The sequence below is a fragment of the Streptomyces sp. NPDC014991 genome (assembly GCF_043080665.1).
Classification (GTDB): domain Bacteria; phylum Actinomycetota; class Actinomycetes; order Streptomycetales; family Streptomycetaceae; genus Streptomyces.
Genome location: NZ_JBIBVY010000011.1, coordinates 65,375 through 88,922 on the forward strand (window position 1 = coordinate 65,375; position 23,548 = coordinate 88,922).

At 74.1% G+C, this 23,548-nt stretch carries 19 protein-coding genes and 3 pseudogenes; 10 read left to right on the plus strand and 12 right to left on the minus strand.

Annotation, left to right across the window (positions count from 1 at the left end; translation table 11 throughout):
- The first annotated feature begins 76 nt into the window (after positions 1-76).
- Positions 77-460, plus strand: a complete 384-nt coding sequence (locus ACF1BE_RS18625) for a nuclear transport factor 2 family protein (RefSeq protein WP_392200119.1) — start codon at positions 77-79, stop codon at positions 458-460.
- Between the two features lie 197 nt (positions 461-657).
- Here ACF1BE_RS18625 and mgrA read toward each other — a convergent pair whose 3' ends face one another.
- Complete coding sequence (gene mgrA, locus ACF1BE_RS18630) at positions 658-1,650, minus strand: L-glyceraldehyde 3-phosphate reductase (protein ID WP_392200120.1); 993 nt, start codon at positions 1,648-1,650, stop codon at positions 658-660.
- A gap of 105 nt (positions 1,651-1,755) precedes the next feature.
- Between mgrA and ACF1BE_RS18635 the strand changes: the two genes are divergently transcribed.
- Together ACF1BE_RS18635 and ACF1BE_RS18640 are read left to right on the plus strand one after the other, a co-directional pair.
- Complete coding sequence (locus tag ACF1BE_RS18635) at positions 1,756-2,679, plus strand: LysR substrate-binding domain-containing protein (RefSeq protein ID WP_392200121.1); 924 nt, start codon at positions 1,756-1,758, stop codon at positions 2,677-2,679.
- 64 nt (positions 2,680-2,743) lie between these two features.
- A complete protein-coding gene (locus tag ACF1BE_RS18640; protein WP_392200122.1) occupies positions 2,744-3,259 on the plus strand; it encodes a DUF664 domain-containing protein in 516 nt (171 codons plus the stop codon).
- Here the strand turns inward: ACF1BE_RS18640 and ACF1BE_RS18645 are convergent.
- The 6 genes and pseudogenes from ACF1BE_RS18645 to ACF1BE_RS18670 form a co-directional block, all read right to left on the minus strand.
- Positions 3,241-4,311: an adenosine deaminase gene (locus tag ACF1BE_RS18645; protein WP_392200123.1), complete on the minus strand. Its 1,071-nt coding sequence runs from the start codon at positions 4,309-4,311 to the stop codon at positions 3,241-3,243. The genes ACF1BE_RS18640 and ACF1BE_RS18645 overlap by 19 nt on opposite strands.
- 87 nt (positions 4,312-4,398) lie before the next feature.
- Positions 4,399-4,791, minus strand: a complete 393-nt coding sequence (locus ACF1BE_RS18650) for a VOC family protein (protein WP_392200124.1) — start codon at positions 4,789-4,791, stop codon at positions 4,399-4,401.
- A 168-nt stretch (positions 4,792-4,959) separates the two neighbouring features.
- Positions 4,960-5,886, minus strand: coding sequence for an aldo/keto reductase (locus tag ACF1BE_RS18655; protein WP_392200125.1), 927 nt, complete (start codon positions 5,884-5,886; stop codon positions 4,960-4,962).
- A gap of 182 nt (positions 5,887-6,068) precedes the next feature.
- The gene (locus ACF1BE_RS18660) at positions 6,069-7,478 is read right to left on the minus strand and encodes an aldehyde dehydrogenase family protein (protein WP_392200126.1); all 1,410 of its coding nucleotides are present in this window, start codon (positions 7,476-7,478) and stop codon (positions 6,069-6,071) included.
- A gap of 308 nt (positions 7,479-7,786) precedes the next feature.
- Positions 7,787-8,137 carry a YciI family protein gene (locus ACF1BE_RS18665; protein ID WP_392200127.1) on the minus strand — a complete coding sequence of 117 codons (351 nt, stop codon included), beginning with the start codon at positions 8,135-8,137 and terminating at the stop codon, positions 7,787-7,789.
- A gap of 158 nt (positions 8,138-8,295) precedes the next feature.
- Positions 8,296-8,709, minus strand: a pseudogene (locus tag ACF1BE_RS18670) (alkanesulfonate monooxygenase); the annotation flags it as partial.
- A gap of 22 nt (positions 8,710-8,731) precedes the next feature.
- On the opposite strand from ACF1BE_RS18670, the pseudogene ACF1BE_RS18675 reads away from it, so the two are divergent.
- Positions 8,732-9,316: pseudogene (locus ACF1BE_RS18675) on the plus strand (hypothetical protein); the annotation flags it as partial.
- An 8-nt stretch (positions 9,317-9,324) separates the two neighbouring features.
- Here the strand turns inward: ACF1BE_RS18675 and ACF1BE_RS18680 are convergent.
- The 3 genes and pseudogenes from ACF1BE_RS18680 to ACF1BE_RS18690 all read right to left on the minus strand — a co-directional run.
- A complete protein-coding gene (locus ACF1BE_RS18680) occupies positions 9,325-9,501 on the minus strand; it encodes a hypothetical protein (protein WP_392200128.1) in 177 nt (58 codons plus the stop codon).
- A gap of 84 nt (positions 9,502-9,585) precedes the next feature.
- Positions 9,586-11,712 (minus strand): MMPL family transporter, encoded by a 2,127-nt coding sequence (locus ACF1BE_RS18685; RefSeq protein WP_392200129.1) that lies wholly within the window; start codon positions 11,710-11,712, stop codon positions 9,586-9,588.
- A gap of 161 nt (positions 11,713-11,873) precedes the next feature.
- Positions 11,874-12,307: pseudogene (locus ACF1BE_RS18690) on the minus strand (MarR family transcriptional regulator); the annotation flags it as partial.
- Between the two features lie 150 nt (positions 12,308-12,457).
- Here ACF1BE_RS18690 and ACF1BE_RS18695 point away from each other — a divergent pair.
- Together ACF1BE_RS18695 and ACF1BE_RS18700 are read left to right on the plus strand one after the other, a co-directional pair.
- Entirely contained in the window at positions 12,458-13,969 is a 1,512-nt protein-coding gene (locus tag ACF1BE_RS18695) for an SDR family oxidoreductase (RefSeq protein ID WP_392200130.1), read from the plus strand.
- Positions 13,970-14,039: 70 nt separating this feature from the next.
- Positions 14,040-15,428: a cryptochrome/photolyase family protein gene (locus tag ACF1BE_RS18700; protein ID WP_392200131.1), complete on the plus strand. Its 1,389-nt coding sequence runs from the start codon at positions 14,040-14,042 to the stop codon at positions 15,426-15,428.
- Positions 15,429-15,513: 85 nt separating this feature from the next.
- Here the strand turns inward: ACF1BE_RS18700 and ACF1BE_RS18705 are convergent, their stop codons facing one another.
- Entirely contained in the window at positions 15,514-16,587 is a 1,074-nt protein-coding gene (locus ACF1BE_RS18705) for a MerR family transcriptional regulator (protein WP_392200132.1), read from the minus strand.
- Positions 16,588-16,742: 155 nt separating this feature from the next.
- On the opposite strand from ACF1BE_RS18705, the gene ACF1BE_RS18710 reads away from it, so the two are divergent.
- Together ACF1BE_RS18710 and ACF1BE_RS18715 are read left to right on the plus strand one after the other, a co-directional pair.
- The gene (locus tag ACF1BE_RS18710) at positions 16,743-17,408 is read left to right on the plus strand and encodes a sigma-70 family RNA polymerase sigma factor (RefSeq protein WP_392200133.1); all 666 of its coding nucleotides are present in this window, start codon (positions 16,743-16,745) and stop codon (positions 17,406-17,408) included.
- A gap of 88 nt (positions 17,409-17,496) precedes the next feature.
- Positions 17,497-17,934, plus strand: a complete 438-nt coding sequence (locus ACF1BE_RS18715; protein ID WP_392200134.1) for an SPW repeat protein — start codon at positions 17,497-17,499, stop codon at positions 17,932-17,934.
- A gap of 58 nt (positions 17,935-17,992) precedes the next feature.
- Here the strand turns inward: ACF1BE_RS18715 and ACF1BE_RS18720 are convergent, their stop codons facing one another.
- Positions 17,993-19,432, minus strand: a complete 1,440-nt coding sequence (locus tag ACF1BE_RS18720; RefSeq protein WP_392200135.1) for an APC family permease — start codon at positions 19,430-19,432, stop codon at positions 17,993-17,995.
- A 107-nt stretch (positions 19,433-19,539) separates the two neighbouring features.
- Here ACF1BE_RS18720 and ACF1BE_RS18725 point away from each other — a divergent pair, with 107 nt between their 5' ends.
- Together ACF1BE_RS18725 and ACF1BE_RS18730 are read left to right on the plus strand one after the other, a co-directional pair.
- Positions 19,540-20,724 (plus strand): ROK family protein, encoded by a 1,185-nt coding sequence (locus ACF1BE_RS18725; protein ID WP_392200136.1) that lies wholly within the window; start codon positions 19,540-19,542, stop codon positions 20,722-20,724.
- A 106-nt stretch (positions 20,725-20,830) separates the two neighbouring features.
- Entirely contained in the window at positions 20,831-23,545 is a 2,715-nt protein-coding gene (locus ACF1BE_RS18730) for an exo-beta-D-glucosaminidase (protein WP_392200137.1), read from the plus strand.
- The last annotated feature ends 3 nt before the right edge of the window (positions 23,546-23,548 follow it).

Here is a 23,548-nt window from a genome sequence, read left to right on the forward strand (position 1 = left end):
GTGGTCACACCGGACCGGCGAACCCCGGATCCGGGATCCGACCAGCACAGACGACCTCGATGGAGGATGCTTCGCCATGGCCGCGCACACCGATCGTTACGAGAACGCCGCCGCCCGCTACTTCGAGGCCTGGAACGCCACCGGGCAGGAGGCCGTCGAGAAGGCCGTCGCCGCCGCGTGGGCCGTGGACGGCGGCTACACCGACCCGCTCGCCGAAGTCCGCGGGCACGACCGGATCGCGGCCGTGATCGTGGCGGCCCACGCACAGTTCCCCGGTTTCGTGTTCCGCCCGCTGGGAGCGGTCGACGGCCACCACGACACCGCGCGTTTCGGCTGGGAGCTGGTGAGCGAGGCCGACGGCTCGGCGCCGGTGGCCGGGTTCGACGTGGTCACCCTGGACGACGAGGGCCGCATCCGGCAGGTACTGGGATTCCTGGACCGGGTGCCGGCGGCCGTCTGACGGCACGGGAGCACGGCAACGCCCCGCACCGGCGGGCCGGTGCGGGGCGGGTGCGGGCCGCGTACGGCGGGTCGCAGGGAAGGCGGACCGCAGGCGGGGGCGTCAGGCGGAGGACCGGCGCGGACCGCCGCGGTGACGAGCGGCGGCGCGTCCGCGTGAGCGGCTCGGCCGTCGTCCCGGCTCTTCCCGGCCCCGCGTCACTTCTGGACGATCGCGTCGATCCGCGCCAGTTCCTCCGCGTCGAAGTCCAGGTTCCGGATGGCGCCGACGCTGTCCTCGAGCTGCCGCGTGCTGCTCGCCCCGACGAGTGCGGAGGTGACCCGGCCGCCGCGCAGCACCCAGGCCAGGGCCAGCTGGGCCAGGGTCTGCCCGCGGGAGGTGGCGACCCCGTCCAGCGCGCGCAGCCGGGCGACGAGGTCCTCGGTGACCGCGTCGGAGTTCAGGAAGGGGCTGTCGCTCGCGGCCCGGGAGTCCTCGGGGATCCCGTCGAGGTAACGGCCGGTGAGCAGGCCCTGCTCCAGCGGGGAGTACGCGATGGAGCCGGCCTGGATCTCGTCCAGGGCGTCGAGCAGGCCCTCGTCCTCGGGGCGCCGGTCGAGCATCGAGTAGCGCGGCTGGTGGATGAGGAGCGGGGTGCCGAGGCCGGCCAGGATGCGGGCGGCCTCGCGGGTCTGCTCGGCGGAGTAGTTGGAGATGCCGACGTAGAGCGCCTTGCCCTGCTGCACGGCCGTGTGCAGGGCGCCCATCGTCTCCTCGAGCGGAGTGTCCGGGTCGGGGCGGTGCGAGTAGAAGATGTCGACGTGGTCCAGGCCCAGGCGCGTCAGGCTCTGGTCCAGGGAGGACAGCAGGTACTTGCGCGAGCCCCACTCGCCGTACGGGCCGGGCCACATCAGGTAGCCGGCCTTGGTGGAGATCACCAGCTCGTCGCGGTACGGCGCGAAGTCCGCCCGGAGGGCCTCGCCGAGCGCGGACTCGGCGGCACCGGGCGGCGGTCCGTAGTTGTTGGCCAGGTCGAAGTGGGTGACGCCGAGGTCGAAGGCGCGGCGCAGGATGGCGCGCTGGGTCTCGACGGGACGGTCGGGCCCGAAGTTGTGCCACAGGCCGAGCGACAGCGCGGGAAGCTTCAGTCCGCTGCGTCCGGTGCGCCGGTAGGGCATGTCGGCGTAACGGTCGGGGTGTGCGGTGTACAAAGCGACTCCAGAGGGGTTGGCGATCTGCCTCCCACTCTTCCCCGGGACCCGGGCAGCGGTCCAACAGAAGAATCCGATGGGATTCAGCGGTTAGGCTGCTCAATCATGGAACTGCGCCACCTCCAGCACTTCGTCGCGGTCGCCGAGGACCAGCACTTCACCCGGGCCGCCGAACGTCTGATGGTGTCCCAGTCGGGTCTGTCGGCGTCGATCAGGGCGCTGGAGCGTGAGCTGCGGGCGCCGCTGTTCGTGCGCACCACCCGCCGGGTGACCCTGACGGAGGCCGGGCGCGCGCTGCTGGTGGAGGCCGAGCGGATCCTGGCGCAGGTGCGCTCCGCGCACGAGGCGGTGGCGGCGGTGCAGGGCGTGCTGCGCGGCACACTGGCGCTCGGCACCGAGCAGTGCATCGCCGGGGTGCACGTGGCCGGGCTGCTCGCCGCCTTCCGGGGCCGGCACCCCGACGTGGAGATCCGGCTGCGGCAGGCCGGCTCGGGAGCGCTGGCGGAGGAGGTGGCGGCCGGGCGGCTCGATCTGGCCTTCGCCTACCGCACCCAGGCCGACACCGACCAGCTGCGTTCGGTGTCCCTGACCAGCGAGCCGATGACCGTGCTGTGCCATCGCGGCCACCGGCTCGCCTCGGCCGGGACCGTGCTGGGCCCCGACGACCTCGCCGGGGAGGTCTTCGTCGACTTCCACCCCGACTGGGGGCCGCGCCGCACCACCGACACCGCGCTCGCCGCGGCCGGGGTCCGGCGCACGGTCGCGCTGGAGGTCAACGACGTACACGGCCTGCTGGACCTGGTGGACGAGAACCTCGGGGTCGCCGTCGTCCCCCGGCACTTCCGGCACAAGCGGCCGGCGCTCGCCGCGCTCCCGCTGAAGGGCGTGGGCGACTCGCGGTACGAGACCGTCGCGCTGCTGCCGCCGGAGGGAGCCACCAGTCCCGCCGCCCGCGCCCTGGTCACCCTCCTCGAGACAGGCGACGTGGCTGTGCCCCGGGACGGGCTCCGGGCGGGCCGAGCACTCTGACCGGGCAGCCACGGAAGCGGGAACCGGCACGCGCGGGCGGCGGTGATTTGCGAGGGTGGACGGTATGCATGCCAAGGACATCCTCATCGACGGCTACGGCCGCATCCAGGAAGAGGTCCATGCCGTCCTCGACGGTCTCGGACCGGACGACCTGCACCACCGGCCGGCCCCGGACGCCAACACCGTCGCATGGCTCGTCTGGCACCTGACCCGGGTGCAGGACGACCACGTCGCCGACGCCTTCGGCCTCGACCAGGTGTGGCTCTCCCAGGACTGGGAGAAGCGGTTCGGCCTCGGTCTGCCCCGGCACGACACCGGCTACGGGCACAGCCGCGCCCAGGTCGCGAAGGTGCGGGTCGAGTCGGCCGGGCTGCTCACCGGGTACTACGACGCCGTCCACGGGCAGACCCTCGACGCCCTGCGCTCCCTGGCCGCCAGGGACCTGGAGCGGGTCGTGGACGAGCGCTGGGACCCCCCGGTCACGCTGGGGGTCCGCCTGGTCAGCGTCCTGTCCGACGATCTCCAGCACGTCGGACAGGCCGCCTACCTCAGGGGGCTGCTTCAGAGCGCGGCCGCGTAACCCGGCAGGACCACGTCCTCGACGAGGGCCTTGCGCTCGTCGTACGGGAGGAACGCGCTCTTGAGGGCGTTCACCGTGACCGTGCGCAGGTCCTCGACGGTCCAGCCCGCGTGCTCGACCAGCAGGGCCATCTCGCGGGTCATCGTGGTACCCGACACCAGACGGTTGTCGGTGTTCAGGGTGACCCGGAAGCCCAGGTCCTTCAGGACGGTGATCGGGTGCTCGGCGATCGAGGTGGCGCAGCCGGTCTGGAGGTTGGAGGTGGGACACATCTCCAGGGCGATCCGGCGGTCGCGGACCCAGGAGGCGAGGCGGCCGAGCTTGCCGTCCACGATGTCCTCGGTGAGGCGCACACCGTGGCCGATGCGCTGGGCGCCGCACACCTGCAGGGCCTGGTGGATGCTGGGCAGGCCGTGCGCCTCGCCGGCGTGGATGGTGAAGGGCACGCTCTCGCGGCGCAGGTGCTCGAAGGCGGCGAGGTGGTCGGCGGGCGGGAAGCCGTCCTCGGCGCCGGCGATGTCGAAGCCGACGACACCGGCGTCACGGTAGGCGACGGCCAGGTCGGCGGCCTCGCGGACCCGATCGAACATCCGCATGCCGCACAGCAGGGTGCCGACGCGGACCGGGGTGCCGGCCTCGGCGGCCTTGGCCATGCCGGCGGCCAGGCCCTCCTGCACCGCCTCCACGACCTCGGGCAGCGTCAGACCGCCGTTGACGTTCAGCTCGGGCGCGTAGCGCACCTCGGCGTAGACCACACCGTCGGCGGCCAGGTCGAGGACGTACTCCTCGGCGGTGCGCAGCAGGCCCTCGCGGGTCTGCATGACGGCGAGCGTGTGCTCGAAGGTGGCTATGTAGCGGACCAGGTCGCCGGAGTTGGCGGCGTCGAAGTACCAGGCGGCCAGCTCGTCGGGGTCGGTGGTGGGCAGGGTGTGGCCGACCGCCGCCGCGAGTTCGACGACGGTGGCGGGGCGCAGGCCGCCGTCGAGGTGGTCGTGCAGGACGGCCTTGGGCAGCCGGCGGAGGGTCTCGGTGTCGACAGGGGACGCGGTCATGGCAGGGCTTTCCTCGGCAGGTGGTTCGACAGGGGGTGCGGAACGGTCGGGCGGCGGCACGGGGCAGGTCCCGGCGGGTGGGGACGGTCAGGCCACGGGCTGGAGCAGGTCCCAGCGGTTGCCGTACAGGTCCCGGAAGACCGCGACCGTGCCGTACGGCTCGTGGCGCGGCTCCTCCAGGAAGGTCACGCCCGCGGCGGTCATCCGGGCGTGGTCGCGGGCGAAGTCGTCGGTGTGCAGGAAGAAGCCGACGCGTCCGCCGGTCTGGTCGCCGACCCGGGCGCGCTGCTCGCCGTCCTCGGCGCGGGCCAGGAGCAGTCCGGTGCCGGGGCCGTCACCGCCGGGTTCCACGACGACCCAGCGGGAGCCGTCGGGGCGCGGGGCGTCCTCGGCGAGACGGAAGCCCAGGGCCTCGGTGTAGAAGCGGACGGCCTCGTCGTAGTCGTCGACGACGAGGGTGACCAGGGCGAGGCGGCGCATCGTGACCTTCCGGTGGGGGTGGTTAGCGGGTGAGGTTATACGTAAAACGCGGCCGACGCCAGTCTCTGTTCTACGCGCGTCACGGCAGGCGTGGGGCCGCTTGTCGGCGCGGGCCCGCACCGTGCGGGCTCGCGCCGAGCGGGCCGGTACCGGCGCCGGTGCCGGCCCTCAGTGGCCCGGCGCGCGCAGGGCGTCGAGCCGGGCCACTTCCTCGTCGGTCAGCCGGAGGGCGCCCGCGGTGACGTTCTCCTCGAGGTGGCCGGGGTCGCCGGTGCCGGGGACGGCGAGGACGTGCGGGCCCTGGTGCAGGGTCCAGGCGATACGGACCTGGGCGGGGCTCGCTCCGTGTGCCCGGGCCACGGCGAGCAGCTCCTCGTCCTGGCGGGCCGCGGCGGCACCGCGCTCGCCGCCCTGGCCGGCGACGGCGTAGAAGGGGACGAAGGCGATGCCCCGCTCACCGCAGAGCCGCAGGAGCGCGTCGCCCTCGGGACCGGGGGCGTCGAGGCAGTACCGGTTCTGCACGGCTGCCACCGGCGCGATCTCCAGTGCCTCGGCCAGGTGCCGGGGTCCGACGGCGGAGATCCCGAGGTGGCGGATCAGGCCGGCCTCGCGCAGTTCGGCGAGGGCGCCGAAGTGCTCGGCGATGGACTCCTGTTGCGTGCGGCGGAGATAGACGAGGTCGAGGTGGTCGCGGCCGAGCTGGCGCAGGTTCTCCTCGACGTGGCCGCGCAGCTCGTCGGGCCGGGCCGAGGCGCCCCACGCGCCCCGCTGGTCGCGGACGGGGCCCACCTTGGTGGCGATGACCAGGTCGTCCGCATAGGGGGCGAGGGCCGTGTTGATGAGTTCGTTGGCGGAGCGCAGGGCGGAGAAGTAGAAGGCGGCGGTGTCGATGTGGTTCACGCCGAGTTCGACGGCCCTGCGCAGCACGGCCGTCGAGCGCGCGCGGTCGCTGGGGGTGCCGAGATGGAAGGGGGCGCTGCCCGTCAGCCGCATGGCGCCGAGGCCGATGCGGTGGACGGGCAGGTCGCCGAGGGTGAAGGTGCCGGAGGTGTCCGCGGCGGCTGTATCGGTGATCACCGGCGGAGTTTGGCACACCCGTGCCCCTAGGGTCTTTCGTTCGGATCAGGCCGAATCAGGGAGCGGGTCCTGGTGCCGTGCATCGCAAGGCGGAGGAGGGCGCCATGGCGGAGCCATGGCAACCGACGACAACGCGGCGAGGCGCGGTGCCAGGACCCGCGAGCCCGGCATGATCCGAACGAGAGGGCCTAGGGGCGCGTTCAGTTCAGCGGCTTGGCGAGGACCGCCTTGCGGTGGCTGAACGTCTCGAGGGAGTAGCGGCCGTGGTAGCTGCCCATGCCGCTCTCCCCGACGCCGCCGAACGGCAGATCGGAGACGGTGAGGTGGGCCAGGGGAAGGCCGTGTCCGAGACCGCCGGAGGAGGTCTCGGCGGCGATGCGCCGGCGGGTCGCGTCGGACTCGCTGAAGACGTACAGGGCGAGCGGCTTGTCGCGGTCGTTGATGAAGCCGATGGCCTCGTCGAGACCGGCAACGGTGACGAGGGGAAGGATCGGGCCGAAGATTTCCTCCTGCATGACGGGCGCCTTCGGGTCGACGTCCGCGAGGACGGTGGGCGCTATGTACTTGGCCGCCCGGTCATGGGTGCCGCCTACCGCGACACGGCCCGAACCGAGCAGGGCGGCGAGCCGGTCGAAGTGCCGCTCGTTGATGATCCGGCCGTACTCCGGCGAGAGTGCCGGATCGGCGCCGAACAGCGCCTCGACCGCGCGGACCAGCGCGGCCTCCAGCGCGGCGGCCGTCTCCGGGTCGGTCAGGACGTAGTCGGGGGCGACGCAGGTCTGGCCCGCGTTGAGGAACTTGCCGCGGGCGAGGCGGTCCGCGACCACGTCCAGGTCGGTGCCGCGGTCCACGAACGCCGGTGACTTGCCGCCGAGTTCGAGGGTGACCGGGGTGAGGTGCTCGGCGGCGGCCCGCAGGACGACGCGGCCGACGGCGCCGTTGCCCGTGTAGAAGATGTGGTCGAAGCGCTCCGCCAGCAGGGCCGTGGTCTCCGGGACGCCACCCTCGACGACGGCGACCGCGTCGGTGTCCAGGTAGGCCGGGATCAGCTCGGCCAACGCGGCCGAGGTGGCCGGCGCCACCTCGCTCGGCTTGGCGACGACCGCGTTGCCCGAGGCCAGGGCGCCGACCACGGGGGCCAGCAGCAACTGCGCCGGATAGTTCCAGGGAGCGATGACGAGGACGACGCCGAGGGGGTCGTACTGCGTCCACGCGGTGGCGTCGGCGCCGAGGTGCGCGGGGACGGGCGCGGGCTCCGGGCGCAGCCACTCCTCGAGGTGGTCCAGGGTGTGGTCGATCTCGCGGACCGTGAAGTCGATCTCGGTGCGGTAGGCCTCGGTGGTGCTCTTGCCGAGGTCGGCGTGGAGGGCGGCGGCGAGATCGGCACCGCGTTCCGTGAGCATCGCGCGCAGCCGGCGCAGCTGGCCGGTGCGCCACTCGACCGACTTGGTGCGGCCGGTCCCGAAGGTGGCGCGCAGTCGGGCCACGATGTCGGCGGGCTGCTCGGGCAGGGACTGGTTCACGGGTGCCTCGCTGCGGTGGGTGCACGGGCCGGTGCGGCCCGGGACCGGGTCTCCCCGGTGCGGATACGGTTCAGATGTAAAGGCCAACCTTTCATGAGGTGAAGTTCATTCCGCTCCCGCCCGGCCATGACGAGGGTCACACCGTCGTACGGTCCGTTCTCCGGCGTTCCTCCGCACCGGCCGGCTCGGGACCGCACCCGGCCGGCTCGGCGACCCGCCGGCCCCGGGCCGGGGACGCGCCGCGGTGGCGGCGTCCACACCGTCTCCAGGCCGAACGTCGTCGCCACCGCGCGCCGGACGGGCGTCCGGGCGAGCGCGGCGACCCGTGGGACGACCGGGTTGCCGCCGGGAGCAGGCGGTCCGGGCCGCCACCGGTACCGCTTTGCCGTCAGCCGTCAGCGCTGGTCCACGAAGGCCCGTACCTCGATGGGCAGGGTGGTCGCGAGGGCGGCCCTGCGGCCCCACTCCAGGGCCTCGTCCAGGTCGGCGGCCCGGATGAGGCACAGTCCGCCGAGGTACTCCTCCCCCTCGGCGTAGGGGCCGTCGGTGACGAGCACGTCACCGTCCTGCGGGCGGAGCACGGTCGCGGTCTCCGGGCCGTGCAGACCGCCCGCGAAGACCCAGGCGCCCGCGGCGCGCAGTTCGTCGTTGAACGCCTCGACGTCCCACATGATCCCCGCGAGCGCTTCAGGATCGGGCGGGGTTCCGCCGGCCGGCTGGACCACGCTGAGCAGGTAGTGCTTCATGACGTCCTCCTAGGCGTCAGGCCCGTGTCGGGCTCTGTGTCACCTCCTACACGAGCGACCGGGCCCCGGATCGGCACCGCGCGCTGCGAGCGCGGAAAATGTCTCCGTAGCGGTCTCCGAAAGTTTTGGCGAGCGCCCGCTCCGGCGGCTGCGGGCGCTCAGCCCGCGGAGGATACCTGTGCCGCGGAGACGGCCCGGCTGCCGTCGGGGTGCGCCCCACAGGCCCCGCGCGGCGAGCCGGGGCAGTACACCCTCGCCGAACCAGTACGCCTCCTCCACGTGCGGGTAGCCGGAGAGGGCGAACTCCTCGGCGCCGAGGGCGCGGTACTCCTTGACGTGCTCGACGACAGGGGCGTGCCCGCCCCGCCGCGCACCAGCTCGATGCCGGCCCACAGGTTGGGGTGGATGTCCAGGCTCTCCCGGCTGCCGCCGTGCGGGGCGAGCATGCGCTGCCGGCCTTGCGACTCGCTGCGGGCGAGGCCCGTCCGGACGGCCCGTACGGTCTCCGGGTCGAAGCCGTCGAGCAGCCGGTCCGTCTCCGCCCAGGCCTGCCGCGCGGTGTCCCGGGTGATGCCGACCGCGCATTCTGCGGCGGTGCGGACGCAACAGCCGGAGCACATCGCGGCCGTGACCCGGCTGGGCTCGCTGCGCCGGGCGGCCGACGAACCGCGCCGGTCGCAGCCGGCGTTGAGCGAGAACGTGCGGAACCCGGAGCGGGAACCCGGGGTCGACTGCTGGAGTGCGAACAGCCGGGCGCGACGACGAGCCTGCCGCCGCACATAGTCAGCGTGGCGCAGGCGGTGGACCGGCGGCGGGCGGCGGCCGGTGAGCGGCACCGCTTCAGCCGTACGGTGCGCCTCGGCACGGTCGACGCGGCGACCGTGCCGCTGCTGGTCCCACCGCCATGTGCACCGGCTGCCGGCGGGCCGTACCGCGGTGTTCTCGTACTCGACCGACGGTGCGGAGATGGGCGAGCCGATGGTCGCGGAGGGGCTCGGGGCCACCGTGCTGCCGGACTTCGGCGTCGCCGGGGACCCCTGGAGCGGTCCGGCACGATCACGAGCCGGCCGCTGCGCAGGGGTGCTCGCGCGCCGGCGCGCGGAGTCGGTGCCGCAGGCGGCCCATGACCCGCACACCGCCTTTTTTGCGGCGGGCAGGCGAACTGGCCGGGGAGTGACGGCCGCGTCTCAGGCGCGGCCGTCGTCCTCCGGTCCGTCGACCACGACGAGGAAGGCGTCCGACTTCAGGTCCATCACCACGGTGGCCGGTTCGCCCTCGGCGCGCCGGGCCGCCGCGTACTCCTCCGCCGGCCACGATCCCCGCGGAGACCCTGCGGGGAAACGCTCCAACACCTTGGCACTCATCACGGCGGCCACCTCCTGCGTCGCTGACCCGAACGGAATGTACATGTTGTACCGCTTCTGTTGCCCCGGATCAGCGCGGGCATGTCACCGCACTTCGTCCGCCGCCCGCGGCGTCCGCGGCGCCTCCCGCGCGTCGGGGCGCCGGCTCAGCCGGCCCGGCCACCAGGCGAGACGGCCGATGTCCCGCACCAGGGCCGGCACCAGCAGCGAGCGCACCACCAGCGTGTCGAGCAGGACGCCGAAGGCGACGATGAACGCGATCTGGGCGAGGAACGCCAGCGGGATGACACCGAGGGCGGCGAAGGTGGCCGCCAGCACCACACCGGCCGCGGTGATCACCCCGCCCGTCGACACCAGCCCCCGCGCGACGCCCTGCCGCACTCCGTGGCGCAGTGACTCCTCGCGCACCCGGGACATGAGGAAGATGTTGTAGTCGACGCCGAGGGCGACCAGGAACACGAACCCGTACAGCGGCACGGACGGGTCGGTGCCGGTGAAACCGAACACGTGGCGGAAGACCAGGGCGGAGACCCCGAGGGTGGCCAGGAAGTCGACCGCGACCGTTGCCACGAGAAGGACGGGCATCACCAGGGAACGCAGCAGTCCGGCGAGGATCACGAGGATGACGGCCAGCACGACGGGGACGGTCAGCGTCCGGTCGCGCTCGGCGGTGCGCAGGGTGTCGTACCGCTGCGCGGTGTAGCCGCCGACCAGGGCGTGAGCGCCGGGTACGGCCCGCACGGAGCCGCGCAGCCGGGCGATCGTGTCCCTGGCGTCCTCGCTGTCCGCGGCCGAGCGGAGGGTGACGTCGACCCGGACGCGGCCACCGGCGACCGGGGGCTCGGCGCCGGGCCGGCCGGACGCGCTCACTCCGGTGGCGGAGGCGACGCCCTCGGTGCGCCGGGCGGCGGCGAGCACCCGTGGCAGCCGCGCCGCGTCGGCGATGACCACGGCGGGATCGCCGGCTCCGCCGGGGAAGTGCCGGTCGAGGGTGTCCTGGGCGGCGACGGACGGCGCGTCGTCGACGAAGGTCTCGGACAGCGGAACGCCCCTGGAGGCGAGCGTGGGGGCGAAGGCGGCGCAGGCCAGCAGGGCGACGAGGCAGCTCGCCCACACCGTGCGCGGTGAGCGGTCGACGACGCCGGCGACGCGCTGCCACAGTCCGCGGGCGTTGTCCGTGCCGTCGGTGGCCCGGGGCCGGGTGGGCCAGTAGGCGCTCCGGCCCAGGAGGAGGAGCACGGCCGGCAGGAAGGTGAGGGCGCTGAGCAGGGCGCAGCCGATGCCGAGGGCGCCGACCGGTCCGAGCGCCCGGTTGTTCGTCAGGTCGCTGAACAGGAGGGCGAGCAGACCGAGTGCGACGGTGGCCGCGCTGGCGGTGATGGGCGCCCAGGACCGGTGCAGCGCCGCAGTGGCGGCCGTGAACCGGTCGGCGTGCCGGGTGAGTTCCTCGCGGTAGCGGGCGCTGAAGAGGAGGGCGTAGTCGGTGGCCGCGCCGATCACCAGGATGGACAGGATGCCGCGCACCTGCCCGTCGACGCGGACCACACCGTGGTCGGCCAGGGCGTAGACGAGCGCGCAGGCCAGCCCGAGGGCGAACACGGCGCTCAGGATGACCAGGAACGGCAGCAGCACACTGCGGTGGACGAGCAGCAGGATGACCAGGACCGCGGCGAGCGCGACGCCGAGGAGCAGGCCGTCGATGCCGGCGAAGGCGTCGGCCAGATCCGCCTGGGTCGCGGCGGGGCCGGCCAGCTGCGCGGTGGTGCCCGGCACGCGGTCCGCGGCGGCGTGGATCCGGTCGAGCGCGGCCGGGAGCCGGTCCCCGAGGTCGGGCCGCAGCGGTACGACCCCCTGCAGTGCCCTGCCGTCCTCGGCGGCCACGGCCGGGGAGGTCCGGCCGGCCACGCCCGGCGTTCGGGTGAGCGAGACGAGGGCGGTGGTGGCGGCGGCCTGCTGCCGGCGTACGGAGCCGCCCCCGTCGGCGGTCCACACGACGATGACGGGCAGCGTCTCGTGCTGCCGGAAGGTCCGCTGTTCGGTGATGACCCGGGTGGACTCGGCGCTGCGCGGCAGGAAGGCGGCCTGGTCGTTGGTGGAGACCTCGCCGAGGCGCCCGGCGAACGGGCCCAGGAAGCCGCCGACGGCCAGCCAGGCCGCGAGGAGTGCGAAGGGGAGGAGCAGGCGGGCGGTACGGAGGGAACGGGCGGCCATCTCTCTCCCGGGTCGGAACGGAGGCGGACACCTCGATGAACGACGGTCTCGATCATCGAGTCATGTGGTTGCCGTGCCCCCACGGCGGACACCCGCTGCTTCCGGTGCCGAGGGGCCGGCGGATGCGGGACCGTCCCCGGCGGGCCGGCGGACGCGGCCCGTCGCGGGGGGCAGCGCATGCGGGAGGGTTCCTCGTCGAGCGCGGTCGGGAAACGCGGGGCCGCCGGAAGCTCACCCGGGCCGAACCGCCACCGGGCCGCCTCCGTCGCCTCCGCGAGCGGCCGGAAGTGGCTGCGGGCCGCCGCGCGGGCGCCGTCGGCGTAGTGCAGATGGAGCACACGCCGGTCGGCGTTCTCCCGGACCCGTCGGAGTGGCCGGCGCGTTCCAGCCGCTCCGGACAGGCGGTGACCGCCCCCGAGGTCAGGCCCGGATGCGCGCGCGGGCGGCCCGGTGTCATCGGCTGCTCCGCGTCCAGCACGGCCGGCCAGGGCCTGGACATCGGTGGCGTGCGGCCGGTGGGCCCGCCGGCGGACGCGTGCACCGGCCGGTCGATCCCGCCGTTCATCCGGCGCAGGTGCACGGCGAAGGACCGCAGGTCCGGCGCCGGACCTGCGGCGGTGCGGCGTGTCGTTCCCGGTCGTCCGCGGTCACCACGGGATCAGCCTATGGAAGGACACGCATCCGCGGACGCGGCCCGGCGGGAAGGCATCTTCCGGGGAGTCACCGACGCGGAGGAACGGCAGCGATGAACCACGACGACTCGGCAGGCGGACTCCGCTGTCTGGTGACGGGAGCCACGGGCTACATCGGCGGCCGGCTCGTGCCCGAGCTGCTCGCCGCCGGGCACCGGGTGCGCTGCCTGGCCCGCTCCCCCGGCAAACTGCGCGACCACCCGTGGGCGGGCGCGACGGAGGTGGTGAGGGGTGACGTCACCGACGCCGCCTCGGTCGCCGAGGCGATGCGGGACGTCGACGTGGCCTACTACCTGGTGCACGCGCTGGGCAGCGGCAGCGGCTTCGAGGAGACCGACCGCCGCGCCGCCCGCCTCTTCGGTGAGCAGGCGAAGGCGGCCGGTGTGCGCCGCATCGTGTACCTGGGCGGGCTCGCACCGGCCGGGGTGCCCGTGGACCGGCTCTCCCCGCACCTGAGGTCCCGGGCGGAGGTCGGCCGGATCCTGCTGGCCTCGGGCGTGCCGACCGCCGTGCTGCGCGCCGCCGTCATCATCGGCTCGGGATCGGCCTCCTTCGAGATGCTGCGCTACCTCACCGAGCGGCTGCCCGTGATGATCACGCCCAGTTGGGTGCACACCCGGATCCAGCCCGTCGCCGTACGGGACGTGCTGCGTCTGCTGGTCGGCAGCGCGGGCCTGCCGGACGACGTCAACCGCACCTTCGACATCGGCGGGCCGGACATCCTGACGTACCGGGACATGATGAAGCGGTACGCCCGCGTCGCGGGCCTGCCACGGCGGCTCATCGTGGCCGTGCCGGTCCTCACCCCCGGCCTCTCCAGCCACTGGGTGGGCCTCGTCACGCCCGTCCCCGCGTCCCTCGCACGCCCGCTGACCGAGTCGCTGCGCCACGAGGTCATCTGCCACGAGCACGACATCGACCGGTACGTGCCCGGCCCGCCGGGGCATCCGCTCGGCTTCGACGACGCGGTACGACTGGCCCTGCGCCGGGTGCGCGAGGCGCGGGTGACCACCCGCTGGTCGTCCGCCGCCGTGCCCGGCGCGCCCAGCGATCCGCTGCCCACCGACCCCGACTGGGCCGGCGGCAGCCTGTACACCGACCACCGCGAGGCGGCCGTGGACGCCCCGGCACACGAGCTGTGGCGGGTGATCGAGGGCGTGGGCGGGGAGAACGGCTGGTATTCCTTCCCACTCGCCTGGAGCCTGCGCGGCTGGCTGGACCGGCTGGTCGGCGGGGTCGGACTGCGCCGGGGCCGGCGGGACGCACAGCGGCTGCGGGCGGGGGACTCGCTGGACTTCTGGCGGGTGGAGGAGATCGAGCCCGGTCACCTGCTGCGGCTGCGGGCGGAGATGCGGCTGCCGGGACTGGCCTGGCTGGAGATGTACGCGGAGCCCGACGACAGCGGCCGCAGCCGGTACCGCCAGCGGGCCCTGTTCCACCCGCACGGGCTGCTCGGGCACGCCTACTGGTGGGGCGTCTCCCCCTTCCACGCCGTGGTCTTCGGCGGGATGGCGCGCAACATCGCACGGGCGGCGGCCCGGCGGGCCGCCGCGTCCGTCCGCTGACCCCGCATCCGCCACGACCGCCGCGCCGGAACCGCCCGGCGTCCGCATCCCTCGCCCCCGGAGTCACGCCATGTACGTCTCGGTCGTCCTGTTCACCGCCGACCTGCGCCTGTACGACCATCCGTCCCTGCGGGCCGCGCTGGAGGGGGCGCGTCAGGTCGTCCCGCTGTTCGTACGGGACACGGGGGTGGCCGCCGCGGGCTTCGCCGCCCCCAACAGGATGGCGTTCCTCGCGGACTGCCTGCGGGACCTGGACGCGGGGCTGCGCCGGCGGGGCGGACGCCTGGTGGTGCGCTCCGGCGACGTCGTGGAAGAGGTGTGCCGGGTGGCCACGGAGGCGGACGCCGACGAGGTGCACCTGGCGGCCGACGTGAGCGCCTACGCCCACCGGCGGGAACAGCGGCTGCGGCGCGCCCTGGAGGCCGACGGGCGGCGGCTGCACGTCCACGACACGGTGACCACCGTGGTGACACCGGGCGCGGTGACCCCGGCCTCCTCCGACCACTTCGCCGTGTTCACGCCGTACTTCCGGCAGTGGTCGGCACAGCACCTGCGGGACGTGCGCGACGCGCCGCGCGCGGTCCGCGTCCCGCCGGGCATCGGGTCCGAGGAACTGCCGTCCCGGACCGCGCTGTCCGGGCTGTCGCCGGGGCTGGCCGAGGGCGGCGAGACGGTGGGCAGGGAGCGGCTCGCCGCCTGGCTGCGTTCCGGCGTCGCCGCCTACGAGGACCGGCACGACGACCTGGCCGGGGACGCGACCTCCCGGCTCTCGCCGCACCTGCACTTCGGCACGCTGTCCCCCGTCGAGGTGGTGCGGCGCACGCGCCTGGCGGGCGGGCCGGGCGCGGAGGCGTTCGTGCGGCAGATCGCCTGGCGCGACTTCCACCGCCAGCTGCTGGCGGCGCGGCCCGCCGCGGCCGGCGCCGACTACCGCACCAAGCACGACCGCTGGCGGTCCGAGCGGACGGCGTGGGACGACATCGAGGCGTGGCGCCAGGGCCGTACCGGCTATCCGGTGGTCGACGCGGCGATGCGCCAGCTGCTGCACGAGGGGTGGATGCACAACCGCGCCCGCCTGCTCACGGCGAGCTTCCTGGCCAAGACGCTGTACGTGGACTGGCGCGTAGGCGCCCGGCACTTCCTGCGGCTGCTGGTCGACGGAGACCTGGCCAACAACCAGCTGAACTGGCAGTGGGTCGCGGGCACCGGCACCGACACCCGCCCGAACCGGGTCCTCAACCCCGTCGCCCAGGCCAGGCGGTACGACCCCGACGGGGCGTACGTGCGGCGCTGGGTGCCGGAACTGCGGGACGTCGCGGGCGCGGCGGTGCACGAGCCGTGGAAGCTGGGTGCCGCGGACCGGGCACGCACCGGCGACTACCCGGACCCGGTCATCGGCCTGGCCGAGGGCCTCTCCCGCTTCCGCCGAGCCCGCGACCGCGACCCCGGCCGCGGTTGAGACCCCGCTTCGCGAGGCCGGGAAGCGGGCCCGGTGGCCGGCGTCCGCGGGTCGTCGGTGGACCTGGCGGGGCGCCGTCCGCCGGTCAGGCGGGTTCGGCGGGCGGAGCGGTGCCGCAGGCGGTCACCAGAGGGGCGAGCGCCTCGGTCAGGGTGGCCGGGCGGAGCATCCCGGGGGCGGGCCGGCCCGCCCAGCCGGGGCCGCCGAGCATCACCTGGGGCTGTGCGCGGGCGCCCTTGACGCCCCATTCCATGGCGGTCACGTGCTCGGCGAGGGGCAGGCTCGCGGTGGAGCGGGCCTGCGCCCACAGCACCACGGCGGCCGGGCCCAGCCGCCGTACCGCCGCGACGAGCGCGTCCGCCGGCACCGCGGCACCGAACATGCGCGTGCCGACGCCGAGTTGGCTCAGTGCCGCGTTGAGCGCCTCCAACGGAAGGGTGTGCTGTTCACCGGGGACGCAGGCGAGCAGCACGGGACCCGCAGCCGTGGGGCCGGCCGTCGCCACGGGCTGCCGGGTGTGGCGGCGCAGGGTGGTGGACACCTGCCAGGACAGCAGGTGCTCCACCTCGACGTACCGGTCCCCCGACGACTCCCACCGGCGGCCCACCGCGTGCAGGGTCGGCAGCATCACGTCCTGCCAGGCGGCCACCACCCCGTACCGGTCCACGGCGGCCTCCAGCCGCTCCTCGACGGCCGCCGCGTCCAGCCGGACGGCGGCCCGGGCCAGCCCGCGGCCCTCCTGCCGGGCGGCACCGGGAGAGGGCGCACCGACGACGGGCGCCGCGGGGAGGGCGGGGGCGGCCCGCGGTGCCGGGGCGGGCGCGCCGTCGGCCGGGGCGCGGGTGGCCGCCGGGTACGCCCGCTCCTTCGCGGCACGGGCGGCGTCGGCGGGCGGCACCCCGGACGCGGTGAGCCGGCACATCGTCTCCAGCATGGTCACGTCCCGGGGCGTCCAGCGGCGGTGCCGGCCGTCGGCGCGGGTGGCGGGGCCCATGCCGTAACGGCGGTCCCAGGAGCGCAGCGTGGTGGGCGAGACGCCCAGCCGGCGGGCCAGCGCCCCGGTGGTCAGCCCCGGCTCCGCGGCCCCGGCGGAGGCGGCCCGCCCGCTTTCCAACGCCCGGCCGCTCCCCGGCATCCCCGCAGGTTCGGTCGCATCCATACGACGACCATACGACGCAGAAACGATGCGAGTTGTCCAGCCGGTCCACGGACTCACACGATGAACGCCCGGAGCGCGCCCCGGGACACCGCCGGCCCGCAGGGACGACCCGGCCGATGCGCCCCGGTCGTCCCGTCCGACGCGAAGGAGTCGTCATGAGCCCGCATTCGACCGCCGTCGCGCCCCGCACCGCGGCCCCGGCCGGCCGGTCCGCCGGTCCGCCGTCGTGGTCCCCCGTCGCGGAGCCGCTCACCGACGAGGAACTCGCACGCGGTCTGGTGGCCGGTGACGAGGCCTGTCTCGCCGCGGTCCACCGCCGTTGGGCGGGGCTGGTGCACTCGCTGGCATGGCGCACGCTGGGCGACGCCGCGGAGGCCGAGGACGTCACCCAGCAGGTGTTCCTCGGCGTCTGGCGGGGCCGGGCCGGCTTCCGGCCCGAGCGCGGGACCGTGGCGGGATGGATCGTCGGCATCACCCGCCGCAAGATCGCCGACGCCCTCTCCGCCCGGACGCGCCGCGGCGAGCTGGTCACGGCGGTGGGCGCGGCCCTGCCGCGGGACGACTCCGCCGCCGAGCGGCCCGAGGCCGCCCTGGACCGCGTGTTCGTAGGGTACGAACTGGCCCGGCTGCCCGCGCCCCAGCAGCGCGTGCTGCGCCTGGCCTACTACGAGGACCTCACGCAGACCCAGATCGCGGAGCGGACCGGGTGGCCGCTGGGCACGGTCAAGAGTTACGCGCGCCGGGGGCTGCGTCGTCTGCGCAGCAGTTTGGAACAGGAGACCGCGGAGGGCACGGACGCGGCCGACCGTATCTACACATAAAGATGAAATAAGTGCAAACTGGACTCTGTGGCGCTTACCGCACACCGCGTCAGACACCGGTCTGGCGGCAGAGTCGAAGGAGACGAACATGGCCGACGTCTCGCACAGGGGTGACATGAGGAGCCACCCCGATGTCCCGGAGATGCAGGCGCGCTACGCCCGCATGCTCGACGGTCGTGATGTGGCGCTCGTGGACGGGCCGGTGTTCCTGCTCGGCCTGTACTGCGCCGCCTCCCCGTGGATCCTGCACTACACGGCGAACCAGCCCGCACTCGCGACCCACAACCTGATCATGGGCATCGCGATAGGCCTGCTGGCGCTGGGATTCACCCGGGCCCCCGAGCGGATGTACGGCCTCAGCTGGGCCATGTGCGCCCTGGGCATCTGGATGATCGTCGCACCGTGGATCGTGGGCCGCGCCCCGGACGCGGGCGTGATCATCAACAACGTCGTCATCGGCGCCCTTGCCCTCGTCCTCGGACTGGCCTGTGCCGGCACGGCGGCAAGGAGCGGGCCCAGGCCGTAGGAGGAGAGGCGAGGCGAGGAGAAGGCCGGTCCGCCCGGGCGGACCGGCCTTCCGCACATCAACCCGGGCTCGCCTCCAGGACGTCGTACTCCTCGCTGATCTCCTTCGCGCCGAACGGCCACACCCTCTCCCGCCAGGCCCAGACCAGGAAGGCCGCACAGCCGAGGGCGAGCCAGGCCAGGGACCACTCGACGGGGCGCCGTCCCGGGGAGTTGCGGTCGGCGTACCCGTAGATCACGCACCACCCGGCGAAGGCGATGACGGCCGGCAGCGGATACAGCCACATCCGGTACGGGCGGCGCAGGTCCGGCTGCCGGCGGCGCAGCACGCTCAGCGCGACGATCTGGGCGAGCGCCTGGACGATGACCATCACCGTGGTGAGCAGCTGGATCAGGGTCAGCAGGTCGGTGTGACGGCCGATCAGGAACCCGACGGCGGTGATCACCCCCATCGTCGCGAGAGCGAGCGCCGGGAAGCGGTGCCGGGGATGCAGCCGCGCGTACGGCCGGAAGAAGACCCCGTCGCGGGCGGCGTCGCAGGGCACCCGTGAGCCGCCCAGCAGCCCGGTGAACACGGAGGCGAACGCGGTGACCAGGATGAGCACGGTCACCGTGTCGGCGGCGCCCCGGCCCCAGGTCTCCTCCAGCACGGCGGAGGCGACCGAGGTGGAGGCGATGTCGTGGGGGTCGGTCATCCGGTGCCAGTCGACGACGCCGAGGGTGCCGATCTGGAGCAGCAGGTAGATCGCCATGATGCCGAGGACCGACAGGACGATGGAGCGCGGCAGGGTGCGGCCGGGGTCCTTGATCTCGGCGCCCAGGTAGGCGGTGGTGTTGTAGCCGAGGTAGTCGTAGACCCCGATGGTCAGGCCCGCGGCGAAGCCCGGCCAGAAGTGGCCGCTCGTCAGGTCGAAGGCGTGCGCCGGGTAGGTGAAGGCGAGGTGCGGGCTGAAGCCGGTCGCGGCGGCGGTGATCACCAGGAGCACCGAGGCGATCATCACCGCCCACATGACGAGCGTGATACGGGCGATGTGCTCGATGCCGCGCCAGAGCAGCAGGACCACCAGGGCGATGACACCGAGGCCGGTCAGATCGCCGGCGGTCCGCCCCAGACCGGGGGCGAGATAGCCCAGGTACTGCACGAAGCCGACCACACCCGTGGACAGGATCAGCGGGATGAACAGCATGGCCGTCCACACGAACAGGAACGGCAGGAGGCGGCCGGTGCGGTACTGGAAGGCCTGGCGCAGATAGACGTAACTGCCGCCGGAGCCGGGCATCAAGGCGCCCAGCTCCGCCCAGACCAGCCCGTCACACAGCGCCAGGACCGCGCCCGCGACGAATCCGGTGACCGCCTGGGGGCCGCCGAACGCGGCGACCATCAGCGGGATCGTCACGAACGGTCCGATGCCGCACATCTGGCTCATGTTGATCGCCGTGGCCTGCAACAGGCCGACGCGACGGACGAAACCACCCGTGGGTGGCGGGCTGCCGGACATGGGGACTCCTGACGCCACGGGACCACGCCGTACCCGGCGGGGCCGATAAGTTAAGGAGCCTTACGAGAGGCGTCAAGTATGCGCCGGACATGCACGAGAATGGTGCGATGCCCGCCAGCGACGTCACGGAGCCGCCCGAACAGCCCTGGAGCCGCCGGCGCCTGCGCAGTGCCAACGAGCGGCTGCTCCTGGACCGGCTGCGCGCCCTCGGTGCCGCTTCGCGCGCCCAACTGGCCCGGGACACCGGCCTGTCGAAGCCGACGGTCTCCAGCGCGCTGGCCTCGCTGGAGTCGGCCGGCCTGGTGCGCGAGGCCGGCACGCACACCCCCGAGCGCGGTCGCACCGCCGTGCTCTACGCGCCCGACCCGGCCGCCGGGTACGCACTCGGCGTGGACATCGGCCGGAGCCGGCTGCGTGTGGCCGTGGCCGACCTGGACGGCGCGGTCGTCGCACGGACCGACGTGCCCAATCCGGCCCGTACCTCCGCCGCTCTGGCCGGCCTGGTCGTGGACACCGCGCGGCGGGCGATCGCGCAGTCGGGCACGGTCCCGGCCGAGGTGGCGCACGGGGTGCTCGGCACGCCCGGGGTGTACGACGAACGGCACCGGCGGGTCCGGTACGCGACGCATCTGCCGGGCTGGGGCCGCGCGGGCCTCGTGGACCGGATCCGCGAGGAGCTGGGCGTCCCGCTGGAGGTGCACAACGACGCCAATCTGGCCGCGCTCGGCGAGTACGCGTACGGCGCCGGCGCGGGCAGCCGGCTCTTCGCGTACCTCCTGATCGGCACGGGTCTGGGCATGGGCGTCGTCAGCGAGGGGCGGCTGTTCACCGGCGCGCACGGGCTGGCCGGCGAGATCGGCTTCCTGCCCTGGCCCGGCCGGGGCAGGCCGGAGCGGCTGGAGGACGCGGTGGCCGGGGTGGCCGTGGTCGAGTCCGCCCGGCGGTTCGGGATGAGCGGCCGGCTGACGGCGAAGGCCGTGTTCGACGCGGCCCGGCAGGGGCAGCCGGCCGCCGTGCGGGCCGTGGAGCTGGAGGCCGAGCGGATCGCGCACACGGTGGCGGCCGCCGCCGCCGTACTGGACCCGGATCTCGTCGTTCTCGGCGGCGGGCTCGGCCACAGCGCCGGGCTGCTGCTCCGGCCGGTCCGTGAGCGGCTGCGCGCGCTCACCCCACTGCGCCCGCGGATAGCACCGAGCCGGCTCGGCGCGGACGCGGTGCTGCTCGGCGCGGTGGCCACGGCGCTGGACACGGCCCGGAACGTGGTGTTCGAGCGCCGGACGGCCGGAACCTGACCCGATCAACGTCGACGACGGCGAGGGTCGTTGACAGGGTCCGGGGGCCACCCTAGCGTGACCGGCGTTTGTAAAGTTTCCTAACTTTACGAGGCTGGAGACCGCCGTGTTCCCTCGTCCCGCCCGCCGGCTCCCCCAGGCCGTCGCGCTGCTCGTCCTGGCCGGCACCCTCACCGCCGGCGCCTGGGCCGACCCCCGGGACGCGGCGGAACCCGACCGGTCCGACCGTGTCACGCACGTGCCCGCCACCCCCGGCGCCGGCACCCCCCTCGCCGGCTTCGCCGTCCGGTCCACCGCGCAGGTGACCGACTCCGCGGCGGCCGTCTCCTCCCCCGGCTACCCGGCGACGGGCTGGTATCCGACGGGCCCCCGCTCCACCGTGCTGGCCGCGCTGCTGGCGAACGGCGTGTACGCCGACCCGTTCCGCTCCACCAACCAGCAGAAGATCCAGAAGGCCGACTTCGAGGTGCCCTGGTGGTACCGCTCCGACTTCACCGTCGAGGACACCGCTCGGCGCACGTTCCTGGACTTCAGCGGGGTCGTCTCGGCGGCCGACGTCTATGTGAACGGCCACCGGGTGGCCGGGGCAGCGGACGTCACCGGCGCCTACACCCGTCACGAACTGGACATCACATCGCTGGTCGGGTCCGGCACGAACACGGTCGCCTTCCGGGTCCGGCCCAACGACCCGAACAGCGACCTCACCATGGGCTGGCTCGACTGGCTCCAGCCGCCGCCCGACCGCAATATGGGCCTCGTCCGCGACGTCCTGGTCCGCCGGGGCGGCCCGGTCGCCCTGCGCGACGCACACGTGGTGACGGAGCTGGCCGTGCCGTCGCTCGCCACCGCCCGCCTGACGGTGAAGGCCCGGGCGCGCAACGACTCCGCCACGCCGGTGACCGCCGAGATCTCCGGCAGCGTCGCCGGCACGCGGCTCACCCGGACCGTGCCGCTCGCCGCCCATGAGACGAAGACCGTCACCTTCACCCCCGACGACACCCCGGGCCTGCGCCTGACCGGGCCGAAGGTGTGGTGGCCGGCCGGGATGGGCGGGCAGCCGCTGTACGACCTCGCCCTCACCGCGTCCGTCGCCGGCACGGTCTCCGACACCGCGCACGAGACCTTCGGTATCCGGGACGTGCGGGCACCGCTGAACGCGGACGGTGCCCGGCAGTACCGGATCAACGGCCGCAGGCTGCTGGTCAGGGGCGGCGGCTGGTCCCCGGACGAGTTCCTGCGCTGGGACCGCGCCTACGCCGAGGACCGGCTGAAGTACGCCGTCGACCTCGGCCTGAACACCCTCCGTCTGGAAGGTCATCTGGAGCCGGACGAGTTCTTCGCTCTGGCCGACCGCTACGGCGTCCTCACCCTGCCGGGCTGGGAGTGCTGCGACAAGTGGGAGGGCGACGTCAATCCCAGCGGGTCGGGGAAGAAGTGGACCGACGCCGACCATCGCGTCGCCAGGGCGTCCATGGCCGCCGAGGCAGCCCGGCTGCGCGACCACCCCAGCGTGCTGTCCTTCCTGATCGGCAGCGACTCCGCCCCGAACGCGACGATCGAGAGGGAGTACCTCGACGCCCTGGAGGCCGCCGACTTCACCGCCCCCGTGGTCCCCGCCGCCTCCGACGAATCCACCCCGCGGCTGGGCCGTTCGGGGATGAAGATGAGCGGCCCGTACGACTGGGTGCCGCCCGGCTACTGGTACGCCAAACGCGAGGGCGGAGCCACCGGCTTCAACTCCGAGACCAGCGCGGGCCCCAGCATCCCCACCCTGGACACCCTGCGCCGGATGCTGACACCCGCCGAGCTCGACAGCCTCTGGCGGGACCCGGACGCCCGGCAGTACCACCGTTCGCCGTCGGCCACCTTCGGCACGCTCGCCCTCTACGACCACGCCCTGGCCGGCCGCTACGGCGCCCCCACGGGCCTCACCGACTACGTCCGCAAGGCCCAGCTGGCGCAGTACGAGAACGTCCGCGCCCAGTTCGAGGCGTACGGGCGCAACGCCACGGACGCCGAGAGGCCCGCCACCGGGGTCGTGCACTGGATGTTCAACAGCGGCTGGACATCACTGCACTGGCAGCTGACGGACCGCTATCTCGACCAGAACGGCGCCTACTTCGGGGCGAAGAAGGCGAACGAGCCGCTGCACGTCCAGTACTCCTACGACGACCGTTCGGTCGTGGTGGTGAACAACCGGCACACCGGGGAGCACGGTCTCACCGTCCGGGCCACGCTCTTCGACCCGGACGGCACGCGCAGGTACGACGGCACCGTCACCGGGACGGCCGTCGACGGCGACGGCGCCCGCACGACCGCGCTGACCCTGCCGGCCTCGGTGGACGGTCCGGCGCGGACCCACCTGCTCCGGCTGGTGCTCACCGACGCCGGGGGCACGGTGGTGAGCCGGAACGTGTACTGGCTCTCCACCGTGCCGGACACCCTCGACTGGGACGACACCGACTGGTACCACACGCCGACCACGGGCTATGCCGACCTCGGCGGGCTCACCCCGATGGCGCGGGTGCCGGTGACGGCGACGGCGGTCACCCGGTCGGCGGAGGGCACCTCGACCACGACGGTGACCCTGCGGAGCGCCGGGACCGGCACGACCCCGGCGCTGTTCACGGACGTCCGTCTCGTGGACGCGCAGGGCCGGCCGGCGCTGCCGGTGCGCTGGTCGGACAACGAGGTGAGCCTGTGGCCCGGCGAGCAGCTGACCCTGACCGCCACCTACCGGACCGGCGATCTGCACGGGTCGGCGCCGCAGGTGCGGGTCTCCGGCTGGAACGTGCCGGAGCGGACGGTGCCGGCCGCCTGACGC

Coding starts and splice junctions, on each gene's coding strand:
- ACF1BE_RS18650 (WP_392200124.1), bottom strand. CDS start 4,791: ATGCGCCGCCTCGCCCTGGTCACCCTCGTCGTCGACGACTACGACGAG.
- ACF1BE_RS18695 (WP_392200130.1), top strand. CDS start 12,458: ATGAACCACGACGACTCGGCAGGCGGACTCCGCTGTCTGGTGACGGGA.
- ACF1BE_RS18640 (WP_392200122.1), top strand. CDS start 2,744: ATGCATGCCAAGGACATCCTCATCGACGGCTACGGCCGCATCCAGGAA.
- ACF1BE_RS18725 (WP_392200136.1), top strand. CDS start 19,540: ATGCCCGCCAGCGACGTCACGGAGCCGCCCGAACAGCCCTGGAGCCGC.
- ACF1BE_RS18625 (WP_392200119.1), top strand. CDS start 77: ATGGCCGCGCACACCGATCGTTACGAGAACGCCGCCGCCCGCTACTTC.
- ACF1BE_RS18705 (WP_392200132.1), bottom strand. CDS start 16,587: ATGGATGCGACCGAACCTGCGGGGATGCCGGGGAGCGGCCGGGCGTTG.
- ACF1BE_RS18685 (WP_392200129.1), bottom strand. CDS start 11,712: ATGGCCGCCCGTTCCCTCCGTACCGCCCGCCTGCTCCTCCCCTTCGCA.
- ACF1BE_RS18715 (WP_392200134.1), top strand. CDS start 17,497: ATGGCCGACGTCTCGCACAGGGGTGACATGAGGAGCCACCCCGATGTC.
- ACF1BE_RS18720 (WP_392200135.1), bottom strand. CDS start 19,432: ATGTCCGGCAGCCCGCCACCCACGGGTGGTTTCGTCCGTCGCGTCGGC.
- ACF1BE_RS18645 (WP_392200123.1), bottom strand. CDS start 4,311: ATGACCGCGTCCCCTGTCGACACCGAGACCCTCCGCCGGCTGCCCAAG.
- ACF1BE_RS18710 (WP_392200133.1), top strand. CDS start 16,743: ATGAGCCCGCATTCGACCGCCGTCGCGCCCCGCACCGCGGCCCCGGCC.
- ACF1BE_RS18635 (WP_392200121.1), top strand. CDS start 1,756: ATGGAACTGCGCCACCTCCAGCACTTCGTCGCGGTCGCCGAGGACCAG.
- ACF1BE_RS18680 (WP_392200128.1), bottom strand. CDS start 9,501: ATGAGTGCCAAGGTGTTGGAGCGTTTCCCCGCAGGGTCTCCGCGGGGA.
- ACF1BE_RS18665 (WP_392200127.1), bottom strand. CDS start 8,137: ATGAAGCACTACCTGCTCAGCGTGGTCCAGCCGGCCGGCGGAACCCCG.
- ACF1BE_RS18700 (WP_392200131.1), top strand. CDS start 14,040: ATGTACGTCTCGGTCGTCCTGTTCACCGCCGACCTGCGCCTGTACGAC.